At 54.5% G+C, this 17,472-nt stretch carries 11 protein-coding genes; 5 read left to right on the forward strand and 6 right to left on the reverse strand.

Annotated features, from left to right (window positions below; all coding sequences use genetic code 11):
• Positions 1-62: 62 nt before the first annotated feature.
• Positions 63-1,067: a translation elongation factor Ts gene (gene tsf, locus G604_RS0103170; RefSeq protein WP_028909289.1), complete on the forward strand. Its 1,005-nt coding sequence runs from the start codon at positions 63-65 to the stop codon at positions 1,065-1,067.
• Positions 1,068-1,298: 231 nt separating this feature from the next.
• Here the strand turns inward: tsf and G604_RS13375 are convergent, their stop codons facing one another.
• Genes G604_RS13375 through G604_RS14665 form a run of 3 tightly spaced genes read right to left on the reverse strand, consistent with a single transcriptional unit; the run spans position 1,299 to position 7,726 of the window.
• A complete protein-coding gene (locus G604_RS13375; protein ID WP_081657628.1) occupies positions 1,299-2,906 on the reverse strand; it encodes a glycosyl hydrolase in 1,608 nt (535 codons plus the stop codon).
• 60 nt (positions 2,907-2,966) lie between these two features.
• Positions 2,967-5,558, reverse strand: coding sequence for a cellulase family glycosylhydrolase (locus tag G604_RS14660; RefSeq protein WP_081657629.1), 2,592 nt, complete (start codon positions 5,556-5,558; stop codon positions 2,967-2,969).
• Positions 5,552-7,726 carry a glycoside hydrolase family 9 protein gene (locus tag G604_RS14665; RefSeq protein WP_051220188.1) on the reverse strand — a complete coding sequence of 725 codons (2,175 nt, stop codon included), beginning with the start codon at positions 7,724-7,726 and terminating at the stop codon, positions 5,552-5,554. The genes G604_RS14660 and G604_RS14665 overlap by 7 nt, the downstream gene beginning before the upstream one ends.
• Before the next feature lie 257 nt (positions 7,727-7,983).
• On the opposite strand from G604_RS14665, the gene G604_RS0103190 reads away from it, so the two are divergent.
• Genes G604_RS0103190 through ispF form a run of 4 tightly spaced genes read left to right on the forward strand, consistent with a single transcriptional unit; the run spans position 7,984 to position 14,108 of the window.
• The gene (locus G604_RS0103190; protein ID WP_028909290.1) at positions 7,984-8,601 is read left to right on the forward strand and encodes a fumarylacetoacetate hydrolase family protein; all 618 of its coding nucleotides are present in this window, start codon (positions 7,984-7,986) and stop codon (positions 8,599-8,601) included.
• Between the two features lie 51 nt (positions 8,602-8,652).
• Positions 8,653-12,333 carry a type IX secretion system sortase PorU gene (gene porU, locus G604_RS0103195; protein WP_028909291.1) on the forward strand — a complete coding sequence of 1,227 codons (3,681 nt, stop codon included), beginning with the start codon at positions 8,653-8,655 and terminating at the stop codon, positions 12,331-12,333.
• A 38-nt stretch (positions 12,334-12,371) separates the two neighbouring features.
• On the forward strand, positions 12,372-13,619 hold the full coding sequence (gene porV, locus G604_RS0103200; RefSeq protein ID WP_028909292.1) for a type IX secretion system outer membrane channel protein PorV: 1,248 nt from the start codon (positions 12,372-12,374) through the stop codon (positions 13,617-13,619).
• A gap of 9 nt (positions 13,620-13,628) precedes the next feature.
• Positions 13,629-14,108, forward strand: coding sequence for a 2-C-methyl-D-erythritol 2,4-cyclodiphosphate synthase (ispF, locus tag G604_RS0103205; RefSeq protein ID WP_028909293.1), 480 nt, complete (start codon positions 13,629-13,631; stop codon positions 14,106-14,108).
• Between the two features lie 301 nt (positions 14,109-14,409).
• Here the strand turns inward: ispF and G604_RS0103210 are convergent, their stop codons facing one another.
• From G604_RS0103210 to G604_RS0103220, 3 genes are read right to left on the reverse strand one after another with little or no spacing between them, the layout of a single operon-like run.
• Positions 14,410-15,309 (reverse strand): decaprenyl-phosphate phosphoribosyltransferase, encoded by a 900-nt coding sequence (locus G604_RS0103210; protein ID WP_028909294.1) that lies wholly within the window; start codon positions 15,307-15,309, stop codon positions 14,410-14,412.
• Positions 15,310-15,357: 48 nt separating this feature from the next.
• Positions 15,358-16,344, reverse strand: coding sequence for an acyltransferase family protein (locus G604_RS0103215; protein ID WP_028909295.1), 987 nt, complete (start codon positions 16,342-16,344; stop codon positions 15,358-15,360).
• Between the two features lie 39 nt (positions 16,345-16,383).
• Positions 16,384-17,472: an acyltransferase family protein gene (locus tag G604_RS0103220; RefSeq protein WP_028909296.1), complete on the reverse strand. Its 1,089-nt coding sequence runs from the start codon at positions 17,470-17,472 to the stop codon at positions 16,384-16,386.

Consider the following 17,472-nt stretch of genomic DNA (forward strand, 5'->3'; position numbering starts at 1 on the left):
CGCCTCCTGAAGCCTTCCCTAAAGGGGGAGGATTTTGAAGAGGCTCCAATAAATCAATAATTATGGCTTACAAACCAAGTATGGACGATATCAAGAAGCTGCGCTCCATGACGGGTGCAGGTCTTGGTGATGTCAGAAAATCATTGATTGAGGCAGAAGGCGACTTCGACAAGGCCAAGGATCTCCTCCGTGAGCGTGGCCTCGCTATCGCTGCCAAGCGTTCCGACCGTGAGACTTCCAATGGTTGCGTCCTCGTCAAGAAAGTTGCAGGCTTCGCCGCTATGGTGGCTGTGAAGTGTGAGACCGACTTCGTTGCCGCAGGCAAGGATTTCATCGATATGGTACAGCAGATCCTCGACGCTGCCGTCGCTGCTAAGGCGAAGAGCATCGATGAGGTGAAAGCTCTCAAGCTCGCCAACGGCGAGGATGCCGCTACCGCTGTTCAGCAGCGCTCCGGTATCACGGGTGAGAAGATGGAGCTCGACGGCTACAACTTCATTGAGGGTGACAACGTGGAGGTCTACGACCACATGAACAAGCACACCCTCTGCACCATGGTTCAGCTCAACAAGGACAATGCAGAGGCCGGCCATAAGGTCGCCATGCAGGTCGCTGCCATGAAGCCCGTCGCTCTCGACGAGGCCAGCGTTCCCCAGTCTGTCAAGGACGAGGAGCTGAAGGTCGCCATCGAGAAGACGAAGGAAGAGCAGGTAGAGCGCCAGGTTGTCAACGCCATCAAGAAGGCTGGCATCAACCCGAACCTCGTTGACTCTGATGATCACATCGAGAGCAACATGGCTAAGGGCTGGCTCACGCAGGAAGAGGCCGACAAGGCTCGCGAGATCAAGAAGACCGTCGGTGAGCAGGCTGCCGCCAACCTCAAGGAGCAGATGATCCAGAACATCGCTCAGGGCCGTATGAAGAAGTTCTTCAAGGAGAACTGCCTCGTCGACCAGGAGTTCCAGTTCGGTGACGGCGACAAGATCTCCGTCAGCCAGTGGCTGAAGAACCAGGACAAGGATCTGACGATCGTTGACTACAAGCGTTTCTCTCTCTCCGCAGACTAATTGGTCGTTGTGACCACCTGAAAATAAGATTGCCTCCCACGAGTATAACTCCGTGGGAGGCGTTTTTTTAATGGAGAATGGAAAATGGAGAATAGAGAACGGAAAATGAAAAAGGGCGGGTTTCACAACTCGCCGTTTCCGTAACTTATATCAGATCGATTCAAATTAAATGAAGATGAAAGGTTGAGGAAAAGATTAACAAACTATACTTAATCGCATGAATAAAGGAGGTTATGGAATGATTACAGCCTTACCCTTATGGATATAGACGCCATGGAAAACGGGCTTGGCGATACGGACGCCCTGAAGGGTATACCAATTTTCATCCATGGGCTTCTTCACGCCGGAGACCGTGCGGATATCCGTGGTGGGATCTTCGCGGAGATACTGCGCACGTAGCGTCTTCATCTCATCCATGGTAATGACATTATCCATGCTGAACCAGTTCTGCCACCAGTCACTGCCGGCCCACTGGTGTTTCTGTCCCATCTGATACTGATAGTGATACCACGGCATGGCATAGAGCCATCTAGCGCCGGCAGCCCACATATCCGTCATCATCGGGGAGTTGCCGCACTCGGAGAGCGTCAGCATCTTATGCGGATAATAGGTGTGCATGAACTCGAAAGACCAACTGGCGGAGTTGTATTTCGCCTGTTCATCAGTACTGTCTTTCGGTGTGGCTGTATAATTGTAAAGATCACGGCCAATGATATCGACATAGTTATCACCGGGATACCAGTCATCATCATTGATCTGACAGTTCCATACCCAGATGAGGTTGTGCAAGCCACGCTGCTGGAAATAGTCGTACATGATATGCCAGAGCTGCTTACAAGGCTCCGGGCCGTCGGCTCCCCACCAGAACCACGCCTTTCCATCAGGGTAGATGCCGCTGTTGCCGGCAGCCTCATGGAAGGGGCGCCAAAGGACAACGATACCCGAATCCTGGAGAATCTCCAGTCGGTCGGCAACCTTCTTCAGGTCTGCCATGAGGAAGTTATGCTGCCAAGTACCTTCCTTCACGGCCTCTTTGGGTGAGAAAGTAGTTGAGGGGGAGCCGCCGCTCGGAGCATAGAAACCATCATACGATGGCGGGTCTTTCACGGTGTCTTTTTGATAAGCGTCCCACTGAGCCTCTGTGCTCGGCGCACGCCAATGCCAGCAGATGGTGACGAGGCCGCCCATATCCCACCATTCCTTCACAGGCGTGATGTCCTTATACGGTTCCCAGCCGTAGGTGAGATGAATATAGTCAAAGCCATTCATGGCAGGATACTTGCCGGTCCAAGCCTTCACGTAACCGGCTTCCTTATAGTTCCAGTTGACTTCCGCCATGGAGCAGGATATGGCTTTCTTGCCATAGACATCCCGCAAGAGTTGGTAGATCTGCCGTGTGCGCCATGATGCATTCTTGTCGCAGAGGTCATCATAGCCCACGCGGGTATCGGCGGGACGGGAAGTACGCAGCACGATCTTCGTAATGGTGAAGTTCGAGCCCGAGAACATCATGGAGTGATGCTTCATCTGCTTGGCGATAGAGTCAGTAATGGCAAAGAAGAAATCTCCCTTGACGAGGAAATAGGACAGCGCGGGAGTGAGTTCCTTCCATCCGTTCTGCTTGTCGCGAACGGAGCACTGGGGATAATTACCGAGATCCTTGACAGAAACGAGGATCGAGTCACCGGCAGCAAGGCCGGCATATTTCATGGGGTCGATGCAACACTCGGGGCCCCATGTCATCTTATATTCTCCTTCAAGCAAAGTAATATTCCTCGCCGACAGTGCGCTCACTGCCAGCAGGGATAAAAGGAGAGAGAAAATAGCTTTTCTTATCATTTAAACGATCGAATTTTCAAGTAATGAGGACCTGTCCGCCAAGGGACAGGTCCTTGGATATTAACGGATAACCTTCATGGTCTTACCACCCTGCTTGATGATATACATCTGACGACGACTGTTGTCGAAGTGATAGATGCGCTGTCCAGAGAGGGTATAGATCTCTACAGGAGTGTTGTCATCGAAGCGGCTGTCATCGGCCGTGATATTATCGATACCGGTGATCACGTCGTTGCGGTGCCATACCTCTACGGATTTCAGAATGCACTTCGTACCCTTCAGGCCCATACCGACACTGTTCAACTGCGCAGCCTCATCAGCCGTGACGGTGAACCAGAAGCGCGGAGCCTGAACACCAACATTCTTGAAGTTAGAGCGGATAGCCTCCCAGCCCTTGAGGTAGACAATCTGCAGCTGAGCCATCTCCGTGGCATTGGTCTCCGTGAGGTTAAACACCACACGGTCGCCTTCCTGCAGCCCGGCAGCCTTGAACTTAGCAGGCTGGATCTTCGTCAGGGCGTCATCACTCCACATACCCATATCGAGACCGCCACCCTTCGGTGAGAACACAGCCTTTGTGGTATATTCATACTGCGGAGAGGCCGTCTCAAGGACAACACTCGTCAGCGTACAGTTCTGGCCCTTGATACGGAGGCCACCATCCTGTTCGCCATTGAGGAGGTCATCGACGTTCTCGGCGTTAAGCGTGAACTCATAAGTGGTCTTTCCCTTCTTGATATCCACGCAGCCCTGGCCTTCCTTGCCTTCAACCATGGCACTGTAGCCACTGTTGCCGATCTGCAGCTGCGGGCCCTTCTTGCCGGAGTAGACAGGATCTGAGATCGTGAAGATCAGCTTATCACCCTTCTGAGCACCATCGAAACGGTAACCGAGGAGTTTCAGGCCGTTGCCGCTCCACTCAATGGGGAACGAGCCTTCCCAAACCGTCACGCGATAGCCATTCTCAACGGGAACGATAGGATCGTTGCCACCCTTGACATAGCGCTTCTTGTTCATGGCGGTGATGGTATAGCCACTGCCGGCGAGCTTCCAGGTACTTGTCAGTGCGGAGAAGTTGGCATCGGTGATCGCCAGACGATAGTCACCATTGAAGGAACCGGAGGCGATGGTCTTGCCAGCCTTCGTCTGAATCGTCAGCGTGCCGCTGCCGGAGCCCTTGAACTGGATGGTATCACCTACCGCAAAGCCGGCAGCAGAGAAGATCTTACCGTCACCCGCCGTAGCGCTACCCGTCCAAGGCAGATAGTTGGCATCGGGATCGGTTGTGCCACCACCCTTGATACCGCTGAATAGGGAGCACTCCTTAGAGGTCTCTTTAATACCGTTGTGTCCAAGGATGATGCACTTACCATTCTCCTTCATGTCGGAGTCATCATAGCCACCGAACATATCGCAGGCCTCCGTGCCATCACCGTTACCGGTCCATGACCAGCCGAGATAGCCGACGCTCTTAGCCTGACAGTGATCGAGGATCTCCTGCCATGCCACGCTCTGTCCCTTGTGATTATAGGAGAACTCGCCGACGATGACGGGCGCGCCTACCGTGAGGGCATTGTCGATAGCCGCATCCACCTTGGCAGCGGTGGGGAAGCAGTCGTAGAGATGCTCGGAGAAGATCATATTCTTATCGGGATCGGAAGCGAGGACGCCAGCGCCGGCCTCAGGAATAGAAGCGGGATACTGGCCGTAGCCGGCACAGTCAACGATGAGGGTATTCTTGATACCCGCGTTACGCAGCATCGGGATCACCTTCTCATAACCGGCAGCCCAGGAAGAAGCCTCCCAGTTGCCGTACCACTCATTACTGATATTGATGAGGACATAAGCGCGGTTAGCGTTGAGAATATCCTTCATGGAAATCCAGAAGTTAGCGGCGCGCTCAAGATCAGACTCCTTGTTGGAACCAGTCTCGTCATGCGTATTGAAGATTGCGATCAACTTGTTGTCCTTACAGAGCTTGATCAGATTGCTCAGCTCGGCTGCCGTAGGCTTCTTCCAGGAACGGTTGCCGCCATCAGCGAGCTGAATACGGATGACGTTAGCGCCCTGACGCTTAGCTGCGGGGATGACATCATCGGCGGTGTTACCATCGCCATTGCCATACTGCCAGCACCAAGAGTAGTTGACACCACGCATGATGAACTCATTGCCATTGGCATCAAGAAGTTTCGTGCCACTGGTATGGAAGCCCTTACCAGAATAGTTGGAGCTGCTGCCGGAGTTACCGCTGTCACCACTGGTACTGCCCCCCGTATTACCGCTGTCGTCACCACCGGAGATGACGGTCACTGAGGTGAGCTTGAAGTTCTGTCCTTTCACATTAACGCCCTGACTAAGGGTGGAGGCGTTGGAGGACGTCACATCGATGGTATAGGTACCATCGAAAGAGGCGTAATCGCCGGTGAACTTCGTCTGCCAGTCCTTCGAGCAGATCTGAATCTGCGCGTTGGAATAGGCGTCACCCTTGAAAACAATCTTGTCACCGCTGGAGACGGATCCGATGCTCACTTCCTGACAACTGTTCCAGTTGTTAGCATCGAAAGCACCGCTCCATACGACGGAAGATTTTGCGTAGACCATGAGCGTGAAGAGGACCACACCCAGGAATAGCAAGTTTAACTTTCTTAGCATGATAAATAAATATTAGTGAATATTAAAGGATAACTTTTTTCACTGTTCCGTCCGACAACTTGACGACCGTAAGGCCATGATGACGGCTGCTGACCCGACGGCGACTTCATATAGTCCCATTTCACGCCCTGAGGTCCGGAGACACGGAACTGAATCTCGCAACGGCTCGGATCCTGTCCACCCGGCATGATCTTGTCGCCCGTAAGGTCGAGGTCTACATAGTAGATGCCATCCTTTCCTGTCGGCAGCAACTTGGAGATCTTCACCGGCTTCTGAGCGTAGTTGCTCTGCGTAGTGAAGTCGTTGGCTGTCTTGCCGGCCTTCAGAACATCGCTGATATCATAGTAGACACGCACATGAAGCTTATCCGACACGCGAGCGGGCCATGCCGTATGGTTGCGTACGATGATCTTCAACTCCACGAAGTTCGTCTGATTCTGAGAATCCTGGCAGTTGATACCACTCTCTACGAAGAACTCCTTGCCGTCGGGTGTCTCGATGGCGCTGGGATCAGCGACCTTCTTCACACCGTTATTTTCAAAGACGGCAGCGACCATACCCGTATAACAGGCATTGTAGTCGCAGGCCACCTCATTAGTCTCGTAGTTGTTGCGGACATCCTTATAAGAGCTGTCATCGCCACTGGAAGGACCACCGACGACGGCGCCTTGGAGGACATGACGGTTCTCATCGGGCAGATCAGCCATATTGTTGTTCCAGGAGCCGTGAGCCGTACGGTGATGCTCATGGGTAGGATAGTTCGTGCCGTAGCCGACATGGAACACCTGACCGCTGCTGCCGAGGACATAGTTGGTGACGGTCTGGGCAAATTCATTGGCAGCCTGCTTATAGTCAGCCTTGGCCTTGCTCCATTTGGCGTAAACCTCACCCATGAAGGCGGCACCGGCGGCATATCGGATGGAACCCCAGTTACTCATCACGGGCAGGCCGCCCTGCGTGCGGTTGATCGGATTGGAGCCTTTCACGCCGTTGCGTCCGTTCCAGTAGTCGATCATGTTCTCAATCGGCTTGGCGTAGGTCTCGTCGCCCGTCAGCTCGGCGAGCTTCATGCAGGCACCGAGATGCACGTCATCCCAGCAGATCGGCCAGGAATAGGATGTCTCCGTACCGCCCTGGAACTCCTTACCGAAGTGAGTAGCGTAGTCCTTGGCCTTGTCGAGGTAGGTTTTGTCGCCCGTAGCCTGGTAGAGCCAGCAGGAGGCGAGGGCGTCCACCTCATAGACGCCGTTATCCTCCGTACCGGCCCAGAAGGTCCCATTCTTCGTGGGGAAGAGGCTGATGACATCCTCGGAGACGTAATGGTTCCGCTCGTCCTGGATATGGATCAGACGGGACTGGTTGCCGGCAGAATGCAAGAGGGAGAAACTGCTTTTGTGATATCCGATGAAGATCGTACGAGTCTGTGGATCCGCATACAGTGACTGGATATGATTACTAGACAGTCCGTTGACGAGAGGAGCCGTCTGCTCGATCTGCTGACAGAAATTGCCATAGGCGTCAAAGACATACAGTCCGTGGTTGGAGGTCGCCACGACGATTTTTCCTGCCGCGTCACGCTCAATGCCCATGATATCGGGGGCAACGTCACCATAGGTCTTCCACTGCCGGTGGGCAACGTCGTAACGCATGAGCTTACCATTTCCGCGCAGCCATATATTCTGACGGCTATCAGTGGCAAACTGTATCTTCGGATCATAATCAATCGGTTCCGGTAGGGATGTCAGAACATGACAGGAGACGCACCCACCCTGCAGCGACGCCGTGAAGAGATGACGGGTCGTAACGACATACATCCGCCCGCCGGCACGGGCGACATCAACGATGCGGCCCGAAGAGGCGGGGAAGGCATAAAAGGCACGCTTGCGGCTTTTGAAGTCAAAGACGGTCAGGATCTGCTGAATGATGATCGACAGGTCGTGAGGACGTTTGTAAGCGGTAGGATTACTGCTGAGAAGCTGCGGATAGGTCATCAGTCCTTTCGACGTGCCCACCCACAACAATCCGGTATGGTCCTTATACAGACTATACACACATAGCGACCGCGTCTCTATACGCTGGTAGAGATTGTCACCTTTTACGGAAAGTGCCACCACACTCTCCAACAGAATGAGAAACAGGATAATCACCTTGTGAATATTCCGGTTCATAAGATTTTAATTAGTTTTGTTTTTGCTAAAATAACAAAATGTACATAATTATGCAACAATTTTCTTAAAATAAACAACTATGGGATAAATCAACCCCAAAAAATAGACAAATAAACGACCACAATCGTAACATAAAAATCATTGACTACACTGCAGCAGATTGATTTCAACTTTTTTGTTTTTGTTTCCACTGTTTTTCTTGTATGCCTCAAAAAAAATCACGACCTTTGCAGACAGAAATATAAAAGATTACAATTATGAAGATATTCGCCATCGGGATGAACTACTCCCGGCACAATAAATCGATGGGACACCCGTTATCCAGACCACAGGAGCCCGTGATCTTCCTCATGCCCGACACGGCCCTGCTGAAGGACCACAAACCCTTCTTTATCCCCGATGACCTCGGGCGGATAGAGTATGAGGCGGAGGTCGTCGTGAGGATCTGCCGCCTCGGCAAGACGATTCCCCAGCGCTTCGCCCACCGCTACTACGACGCCGTGACTGTCGGCATCGACTTCACGGCCCGGGAGCGCCAGCAACAGGCCAAAGCCGCCGGAAAGCCCTGGGACCTCTGCAAGGGCTTCGACGGCGCCGCACCCATCGGCGAATGGATCCCGAAGGACCAGCTCCTCGACCTGCAGCACCTGCCCTTCCACCTCGACATCAACGGCCGGACGGTGCAGGAGGGCTGTACGGCCGACATGCTCTTCAAGATCGATGAGATCATCGCCTATATCTCCCGTTTCTGGACCCTCCGCACGGGAGACCTCCTCTTCACGGGCTGTCCCGCCGCCTGTGATGCCGTCCACGAGAACGACCATCTCGAGGGGTTCATTGGAGATAGGAAAGTGTTGGAGTTCGATTGCAAGTAGGGACATGATTCATCATGCTCCGCACCCTACGGTGGAAGAAATATAAAATTTATGAGAAAGATACTATCCCTTATCATACTGTTGCTCACTGTGCTCCCCCTGGCTCTTCAGGCCCGGGAGATCAGGGAGATGGTATACCTCGGCAGCAACACGGCGCGCGTCGACTCCACCCTACCCGCCTATGTCTATGCCCTCCCCGTGGACGGCAGCTACCGCGACAGCACCTATACCGCCACCCTCCTCTATCCCGAGTTCATCGACCTCGCCCCCTCGGAGGTGGAGCGTTACCAGCGGCTCAGCGACGGACAGCAGACCGGCGACATGCCCGCCGTCTCGCAGCGCCTCTCCTTCGACCGCAAGCGCGGCTCCATCGTCTTCTCCTTCTGTCCCGTCGTCTTCCGTAACGGTAAATACCAGTTTCTCGTCTCCTTCCTCCTTGACATCAAGGCCGAAGCGAAGGCCACGCCTACGGCCCGGAGCAAGGCCGCCCGGACGGCACACCTCAGCAGTACGCCCTCCAGCGCTGCCTCGACGACATCAGCCGCCGACCGCTATGCCACCACCTCCGTCCTCGCAACAGGCTCCTGGGCGAAGATCCGCGTGAAGAACACAGGCGTCTACCAGCTCACCGACGCCCTCATCCGCAAGGCCGGCTTCTCCGACCTCAGTAAGGTGAAGATCTACGGCTGCGGCGGCAACCTCATCCCCGAGAAGCTCACCGAGGAGAGTCTGAAGGCCCATGACGACCTCAAGCAAGTGCCGCAGTGCATCATCGGCGGCAAGCACCTCTTCTATGCCCGCGGCCCCGTGAGCTGGGCCAGCAAGACCAGTGGCGTGCGTACCCGCAACCCCTATTCCTCCTACGGATATTATTTCATCACCCAGAACAACGACACCGTCGCCACCGTCGACAGTGCCGCCTTCGAGGGCGCGCAGCATCACAACGACGACTACCACGCCCTCTACGAGAATGACGGCTACAGTTGGTATCCCGGCGGCCGGAACCTCTTCGACGCCGACGCCATCGCGGCCGGGAAGACGAAGACGCTCACGTTCACCGTCCCCAAGGGCACCACGCAGACCACCCTCTATGTCGGTATCTCCGGTAATACCAAGAAAGGTGCCACGGCACAGATCCTCGCCGCCGACTCCATCCTCGGCACCATCACCACGAAACAGCTCGGCGATTACGACAAGGGCGCTGCCGCCTACCGCACCTATGTCCTCCGTGACTCCCTTGCCTCGGCCGCCATCACGATCAAGAATACGGGCAATGAGGACATCCGCCTCGACTATGTCTCCGAGACCTGGAACGTACCCATGGACCTGCCCCTGCTGAGCAAGGTCACGCAGGCCCCCGAATACGTCTACAACATCAGCAACCAGAACCACCATGGCGACAGTCAGGCCGACATGATCATCATCATCCCCGCCTCACAGAAGCTCAAAGCCCAGGCCGAACGGCTGAAGGCCTTCCACGAGAGCCATGACGGACTGCGCGTGAACATCGTGCCCGCCGACGAGCTCTACAACGAATTTTCCAGTGGCACCCCCGATGCCGCCGCCTACCGTAACTATCTGAAGATGCTCTACGACCGTGCCGGGACGGAGAGCGACCAGCCGAAATACCTCCTGCTCTTCGGCAACGGCGTCTGGGACAGCCGTCTCCTCACCCCCGAATGCAAGAACCTCGATGCCGACGATCTCCTACTGATGTATGAGAGTGAGAACTCCTTCAATGAGATCTACTGCTATTTCGATGACTCCTGGTTCGGACTCCTCGACGACGGCGAAGGCGACAACCCCGCCCAGCAGCAGATCGATGTCGCCGTGGGACGTTTCCCCGTGGCCAATGCCGACGAGGCGAAGATTGCCGTCGACAAGACCATCAACTATGCCGCCAACAGCAATGCCGGCAACTGGGAGAACAGCCTCGTCTTTATGGGGGATGACGGCAACAACAACCTCCACATGAACGACGAGAACAACACCGCCGAAATCATCAGCAGTGCCTATCCCGACTATGCCGTCCATAAGGTGATGTGGGACGCCTATACCGAGAATTCCACCTCCACGGGCAACAGCTATCCCGACGCTACGAAATATATCAAGAAACTGCAGAACAACGGCGCGCTCATCATGGACTATGCCGGTCACGGCAATGCCACGCAGCTCTCCCATGAGGCCGTATTGAAACTCAGTGACTTCACCTCCTTCGCCAACGAGAACCTGCCGCTGTGGATCACGGCAGCCTGTGACATCATGGCCTACGACGGCGTGGAGCAGAATATCGGCGTGTCGAGCTTCCTCAATGCCAACGGCGGTTCCATGGCTTTCTACGGTACCACCCGTACCGTCTATGCCAACTACAACCGCTTCATCAACCGCGCTTTCCTCCGCCGCGTCCTCAGCTTCGACAGTGATGGCAAGGCCATGACGATCGGTGAGGCCCACCGCCTCTCGCAGAACGACATCATGCTCGGCCGCTATCAGGACCTGGAATGGCAGTATACCAACAATCAATGGGAGTTGAAAACAGTGACAGAGCTCGACAATACCGTCAACCACCTGCAGTACTCCCTCATCGGTGATCCTGCGCTGCGCCTGAACCTCCCGTCGATGAAGGTCGTCATCGACTCCATCAACGGCACTGCCGTAGCCTCCGCCGCTACCCTGCCGGCCCTCAAAGCCGGTGGCATCGCCTCCGTGAAGGGGCATATCGCCAAGACGACGAGTGCCACGGACGCTGCCACAGCCACGACAGCCACGGACTTCAACGGCCTCATCACCCTCACCGTATGGGACAACAAGGAGCTCGTCACCTGTAAGGGCAACACCTCCGCTGCCGTCACCGACACCGTCTTCACCTATTACGACCGCACGAAGACGATCTACCAAGGGCAGAACACCGTGAAGGACGGCACCTTCGCGTTCTCCTTCGCCGTTCCGAAAGATATCAACTACAGTAATGAGAACGGACTGATTACCGCCTTCGCCGTCAACAGCGACAAGAGCGTGACGGCACAGGGATCCTCCACGGCCTTCACCGTCGGCGGCAGCGCCCTGGCCGAGAACGACTCCATCGGGCCCAAGGTCTACGCCTATCTCAACAGTCCCACCTTCGTCGACGGCGGCAGCGTGAACAGCACGCCCTATTTCGTTGCGGAGATCAGTGACAGCGACGGCATCAACGCCTCCGGGGCGGGACTCGGGCACGACCTGCAGCTCGTCATCGACAACAGCGCGGCGATGACCTACAGCCTCAATGTCAACTTCACCTATGCCTTCAACTCCTACACCGAGGGCACGACCTGGTATTCCATCCCTGAGCTCACGGCCGGCAGACACCAGCTGCGCTTCACGGCATGGGATATCCTGAACAACGCCACGACGACAGTGCTCAACTTCAATGTCGTGAAGAACCTCGAGCCGAACATCCTAGAGATCACGGCCACGGAGAACCCCGCGAAGACCTCCACGACCTTCATCATCTCGCATGACCGCGCCGGAAGTACCGTCAACACGGACATCGAGGTCTACGACATGGCCGGACGCCTCGTATGGGAGCATAACGAGGAGAGCACTTCGTCGGACGGCACGACAGCAGTAACGTGGAATCTCTGTTCCTCCGCCGGCTCACGGCTGCCCGGTGGCATCTATATTTACCGCGCCAAACTAGGCTGCGAGAGCAGCAGCAAGGTCTCGAAGGTGAGAAAACTCATCATACAATAAAAGTATGATCTTTCCGTTATCCCAGAAAACAAGAAAGAATGAATCGAAATCGCATCGCTACACTCCTCCTGCTGGCCCTTGCCGCTACCGGCGCCAAGGCTGATGACGGCTCGGGGGACTATAAGAGAAGCACTTACAACCCCGTGGAATATTCCGTCATCTCACAGATGATCGCCCCTGACGCACGCGCCGGTGGTATGGGTGATGTCGGTGCCGCCACGGATCCGGACGTCAACTCCCAGGCCTGGAACCCGGCAAAATATCCGTTCTGTATCTCACGGTCGGGGGTCGCCCTGAACTATACGCCATGGCTGCGGAAACTCGTCAACGATATGAATATGGCCTATGTCGCCGGATACTACCGCATCGGTGACTACAGTGCCATCTCCTCCTCCCTGCGCTATTTCTCCCTCGGTGATGTCTACTACTCCAGTGCCGGGGATGACAACTACGACATGACCATCAAGCCTTATGAGATGTCCCTCGACGTCGCCTACTCCCTGATGCTCAGTGAGAAGTTCTCCATCGCCGCTGCCGTGAGATGGATCTACAGTGACCTGCGCTTCAACCCCACGGAGGACAGCTCTCCCGCCTCCGCCTTCGCAGCCGACCTCGCCTGTTACTATCAGAACTATATCACCCTCGGACAGCGGGAGTGTCAGCTCGGGCTCGGACTGAACATCTCCAATATCGGTAGTAAAATCACCTACTCCGGTGAGGAGGACAGCCACTTCATCCCGACGAACATGCGTATCGGTGCCTCACTGATGGTACCTATCGACAACTATAACCGCATCTCCTTCTCCGCCGATGCCAACAAGCTCCTCGTGCCCACGGTGCCGACGATGCAGCAATTTGACGACTATATCGACCAGCATAAGGATGATGCCAACGCCGAATATACGGAGGCCGACAAGGACCAGCAGAGTCCCTACCGCCAGTGGGTGCTCGAACAGTATAATAACGTGTCGAGCATCAGTGGTATCTTCAAGAGTTTCCATGATGCCCCCGGTGGCTTCAAGGAGGAGCTGAAGGAGATCCAGTGGAGTGTCGGCGCGGAATACAACTACAACGACCGCTTTGCCGTTCGTGCCGGTTATCACGACGAGAACAAGGACAAGGGTAACCGAAAGTATTTCACTGTCGGTGCCGGTTTCAAGATGAGCGCCTTCAGCCTCGATGCCGGTTATGTCATCGCCACGTCGAAGAGCAACCCTCTCGACGAGACGCTCCGCTTCACCCTCACCTTCGATATGGACGGCATCAAGGATTTACTGCACAAATAATATACAACCATGTTTAGAATCGGAATGGGATATGACGTCCACAAACTCGTGGACAACCGCGACCTCTGGCTCGGCGGTATCAAGATTGACTATGATAAAGGCCTGTTGGGCCACAGCGATGCCGACGTGCTCATCCACGCCATCGCCGACGCCCTCCTCGGTGCCGCCAACCTCCGCGACATCGGCTACCACTTCCCCGACAACTCGGAGAAGACGCTGAACATGGACTCGAAGATCATCCTCCGGGACACCGTCAGACTCCTCGCCGACAAAGGCTATGCCGTCGGGAATATCGACGCTACCGTCTGCGCCGAACGGCCGAAACTGAACCCGCACATTCCCGCCATGCAGCAGTGTCTCGCTGAGGTCATGGGCGTGGATCCCGATGTTGTCAGCATCAAGGCCACGACAACGGAGAAACTGGGTTTCACGGGCCGCCAGGAGGGCATCTCCGCCTATGCCGTGGCGTTGATTGTTAACAAGAATTGATATAAATCAAGAAGATTATAATATTTCTAAATTTCTTATCGGAATATTTGCAGCGTACGGAAAAAGTCCGTACCTTTGCAAACGTCAAAAGGTTAATAGATTGTTTAGGTTAGTAGTAATAGATTTAGGTTTTTAGTTATTAGGTTAAGGTAATTAGATGATTGTTTAACGGTAACATAAGGTGTCGCGAGACAACTTAAATTACACGAAATTATTTTTCAAGTTAAACATAAAGTTTAGGCCGCAGCTCGCTGAGAGTTGCGGCCTAAATGTTTTTAGCCCCCATTGCGGCCTGAATGTCTTATTTCCCGTAAATCATGAATACGAATGTCAACACCCACGCCAGGACATCGAGCTGCACGAAATGATCCGTCAGGATGAGCTTCGTCGGGTTGCCACTCTTCTCGTCAACCACCGTCACCTGGATATACCGCAGCAGACCGATGAGGACGAAGACGGACGTCAGATAGAGGTTGCTGTTATGATAATGGTTCTGCACCTCCGGACTCACCGTATACATGATATAACAGACGAGGGTCACCGATGCCGTGATGGTGATGGCCTGGTTGATGAACGTGAGGTTATAACGGCTCGTATTCTTCCGCGGCGCCTCCCCCGTGGCATTCATCCGCAGCACATCATCACGGCGCTTGGCAAAGCCCATGAAGAGAGTGATGAGGAACGTCATGAGCACAATCCATTTGCTCAGTACCACATCCGTGGCAAAACCTCCGGCGAAGAGGCGCAGCACGAAGCCAAAGGCAACGATGCACACGTCGACGACGGCATACTGCTTCAGACGGGCACAATAGGCCAGGTTCATCAGCCAATAGAACACGATGACAGCCCCCACGCGCCACACACGACCGTCACCGGCCTCCGGAATCAGCGACAGGACACCCACGAAAGTCAGTGAGAGGAGGAAAAGGACGGCCATGAGACCATAGGCCGTGGTAACGGAGATAGCCCCCGAGGCGATGGGACGGTGACATTTCTCAGGATGACGGCGGTCGTCGGCGACATCATGGATATCGTTGAAACAATAAATGGACGACGCCACACAGCTATAAGCCAGGAACGTCAGCAGGCCTTCCACGAGGGAACAGCCGTTGAACAGTTCACCGCCGAAGAACAGCGGTCCAAAGACAAAGAAATTCTTCACCCATTGTTTCGGGCGGATCAATTTTAGATATGCTTGCATAGAGTTTAATACTTCTGCCTTTTGCAGGGGTCTGCCCCTGCAAGAGGATCATATTTTTACTTTTGAGACAATCTTGTGTAAAATCCACGCCAAGGGCAGCGTCAGCGCGATACATCCGAAGAAGGTCGGCCAATACGACCAATTACCGGGCAGCCATGTCAGTACGAAATGGAGATGGATAAGGTAAGCCTCGAGACTCAGTGAGCCGACGAAACGGAACGCGTAATTGATCTTATCCGGCAACCGGCGGAACACACGGTTGAGCAGAAGGATCGTCGTAATCGTCAGCGGGATATAGAGCATCCGTTCCACATAGAGCGGGAAGAGACCGTGGAGCCGCTGCTCAAGGAAGATGCTCGAGAGGAGCGACATGAGGAACATGAGTATGATCATCCATATCGACGCGCCGTCCATCGTCTGTTTCTGACGGACCATCTCACCCATATTGATACCAATGAAGAAGATCGGCACACGGCTCCAGAAGATCTCCAGATGGCCCACGACGGCATGGATCGGCGTGACATACTGTACGAGGATGCACCACATGATCATCACCACAGGAAGCCAACGATAGATGGGATGGCGGCGGATAAGTTCCATATACGGTGGCGCGAAGAGATAGAGCACCATAATGGCGGGGATATACCAGAACGTCAGCTCGTCGCGCAACCAGAACTCCCAGTTGAAGAGGACCTCACCGATCGTATCGATCAACGACCAGACTGAATGACTGCCCCTTATATAAATAGGTACATAGTAGAGCAGCGCGATGATCAGCCACGCGGGATAGATACGCAGCAGACGGCGCCGGTAGAAATGCTTGTAAGACGGTGTCTTCACCCACGAGAACCACAGACCGATGCCGGAGAGGAAAAGGAACATGTCCACTCCGATATTTCCCATCCGTCGCAGACCGAAGAACAGGTCATTACGGGCCAGGTCGATATGAAACAGGATGATAAACACCATCGCTATTCCCATCAGCTCACCACGGAACCGAGAGATATTCGCCAGTTCTATATCTTTGATCTTCATCATATTTTCGTTTTTGTCGGAACATGATCAATCATGTCCCTACATCTTCGGATTCGGGATCTTCCGCATCAACTGCTTGAACAACCACGCCAGACAGACAGACGCCACGATATACAGCAGCAAGCCCGCATAGAGATCTCCCCCACGGCTGATGGGGATAAAGATTTTTCGTGTGATGGGATGGCAGACGAAGAGGGCCGCGCTGATGCCTCCCATCCACTCCAGCCAGTGGGCCAGTGTACGTGGCAACAGTTTCCCCATTGCCACAGCACCCGTACAGATAAAGACGGGCACGAAGGTCCAGCCGATGAAACTCATACTAAGGAAATAGCTGAGCAAGACGGAGAATATCAAGATGATGCCATCGGCCTGACGGGCATTATGACGCTCACGCCATGCCATGATCTGCTGTTGGTAGCGGCCCATCAAGAGGCCCAGACCGAAGGGCAGCATACCGCCCATGAAGTTATAACGGTAACGGTTCATCGCCTCGCCCTCAGGATCGAGGAAGAGCTGCAGCAAGACACAGACAGCCATCAGTACCACCGTCACCCAGGTCTTCTTTCGATAGAGGAAGAGGCGGTAGACGAGGTAGAGCTGCAGCATCAAGCCAAAGAACCAGTACGGCCCCGGCCAGATGATCTTGTCCGGATGGGGTAATACATTATTGAACATGCCAAGCTGTGCCACAACATCCATGGCCGCATAGTGATGAGCTCCGGGCGTAATCTGGTCGAGCATGGTGAAAGCCACGAACCCGACGATCATCATCTTGAAGAGTTTCAGAAAATGATAGCGTACGAAATCGAAGGCATTCGGCTCCACACGCCGCTCTCCTTCCGGCAGGCCCAGTCCGTCCTCATATTTCATCACGAGACCGTAAGCACTCAGGAAGAGGAATACGGGCACGCCATAATGACCGAAGAACGACAACAGGTGAGCCGGGAGGGAGGCATCGGGCGACACGAGGACTCCGTTGAGTCCCGTGACATTCGAACGGAAGAACTGATATTCGTTCTCCTTCACCATCGGCCCGAGCCAGTGGCAGTAGTTATGCAGGAAAATGCCGATGATGGCGATTCCGCGCAACACGTTACATTCAGCACGCGATAAGAATTCAGCGTTCAT

Source organism: Prevotella sp. AGR2160 (assembly GCF_000424185.1).
Taxonomy (GTDB): Bacteria; Bacteroidota; Bacteroidia; order Bacteroidales; family Bacteroidaceae; genus Prevotella.

What these genes read in the sequence shown, in the direction of transcription:
- ispF (WP_028909293.1), top strand. Translation starts at nt 13,629, where the DNA reads ATGTTTAGAATCGGAATGGGATATGACGTCCACAAACTCGTGGACAAC.
- G604_RS14665 (WP_051220188.1), bottom strand. Translation starts at nt 7,726, where the DNA reads ATGAACCGGAATATTCACAAGGTGATTATCCTGTTTCTCATTCTGTTG.
- G604_RS13375 (WP_081657628.1), bottom strand. Translation starts at nt 2,906, where the DNA reads ATGATAAGAAAAGCTATTTTCTCTCTCCTTTTATCCCTGCTGGCAGTG.
- G604_RS0103220 (WP_028909296.1), bottom strand. Translation starts at nt 17,472, where the DNA reads ATGAACGCTGAATTCTTATCGCGTGCTGAATGTAACGTGTTGCGCGGA.
- porV (WP_028909292.1), top strand. Translation starts at nt 12,372, where the DNA reads ATGAATCGAAATCGCATCGCTACACTCCTCCTGCTGGCCCTTGCCGCT.
- G604_RS0103190 (WP_028909290.1), top strand. Translation starts at nt 7,984, where the DNA reads ATGAAGATATTCGCCATCGGGATGAACTACTCCCGGCACAATAAATCG.
- G604_RS14660 (WP_081657629.1), bottom strand. Translation starts at nt 5,558, where the DNA reads ATGCTAAGAAAGTTAAACTTGCTATTCCTGGGTGTGGTCCTCTTCACG.
- tsf (WP_028909289.1), top strand. Translation starts at nt 63, where the DNA reads ATGGCTTACAAACCAAGTATGGACGATATCAAGAAGCTGCGCTCCATG.
- G604_RS0103210 (WP_028909294.1), bottom strand. Translation starts at nt 15,309, where the DNA reads ATGCAAGCATATCTAAAATTGATCCGCCCGAAACAATGGGTGAAGAAT.
- porU (WP_028909291.1), top strand. Translation starts at nt 8,653, where the DNA reads ATGAGAAAGATACTATCCCTTATCATACTGTTGCTCACTGTGCTCCCC.
- G604_RS0103215 (WP_028909295.1), bottom strand. Translation starts at nt 16,344, where the DNA reads ATGAAGATCAAAGATATAGAACTGGCGAATATCTCTCGGTTCCGTGGT.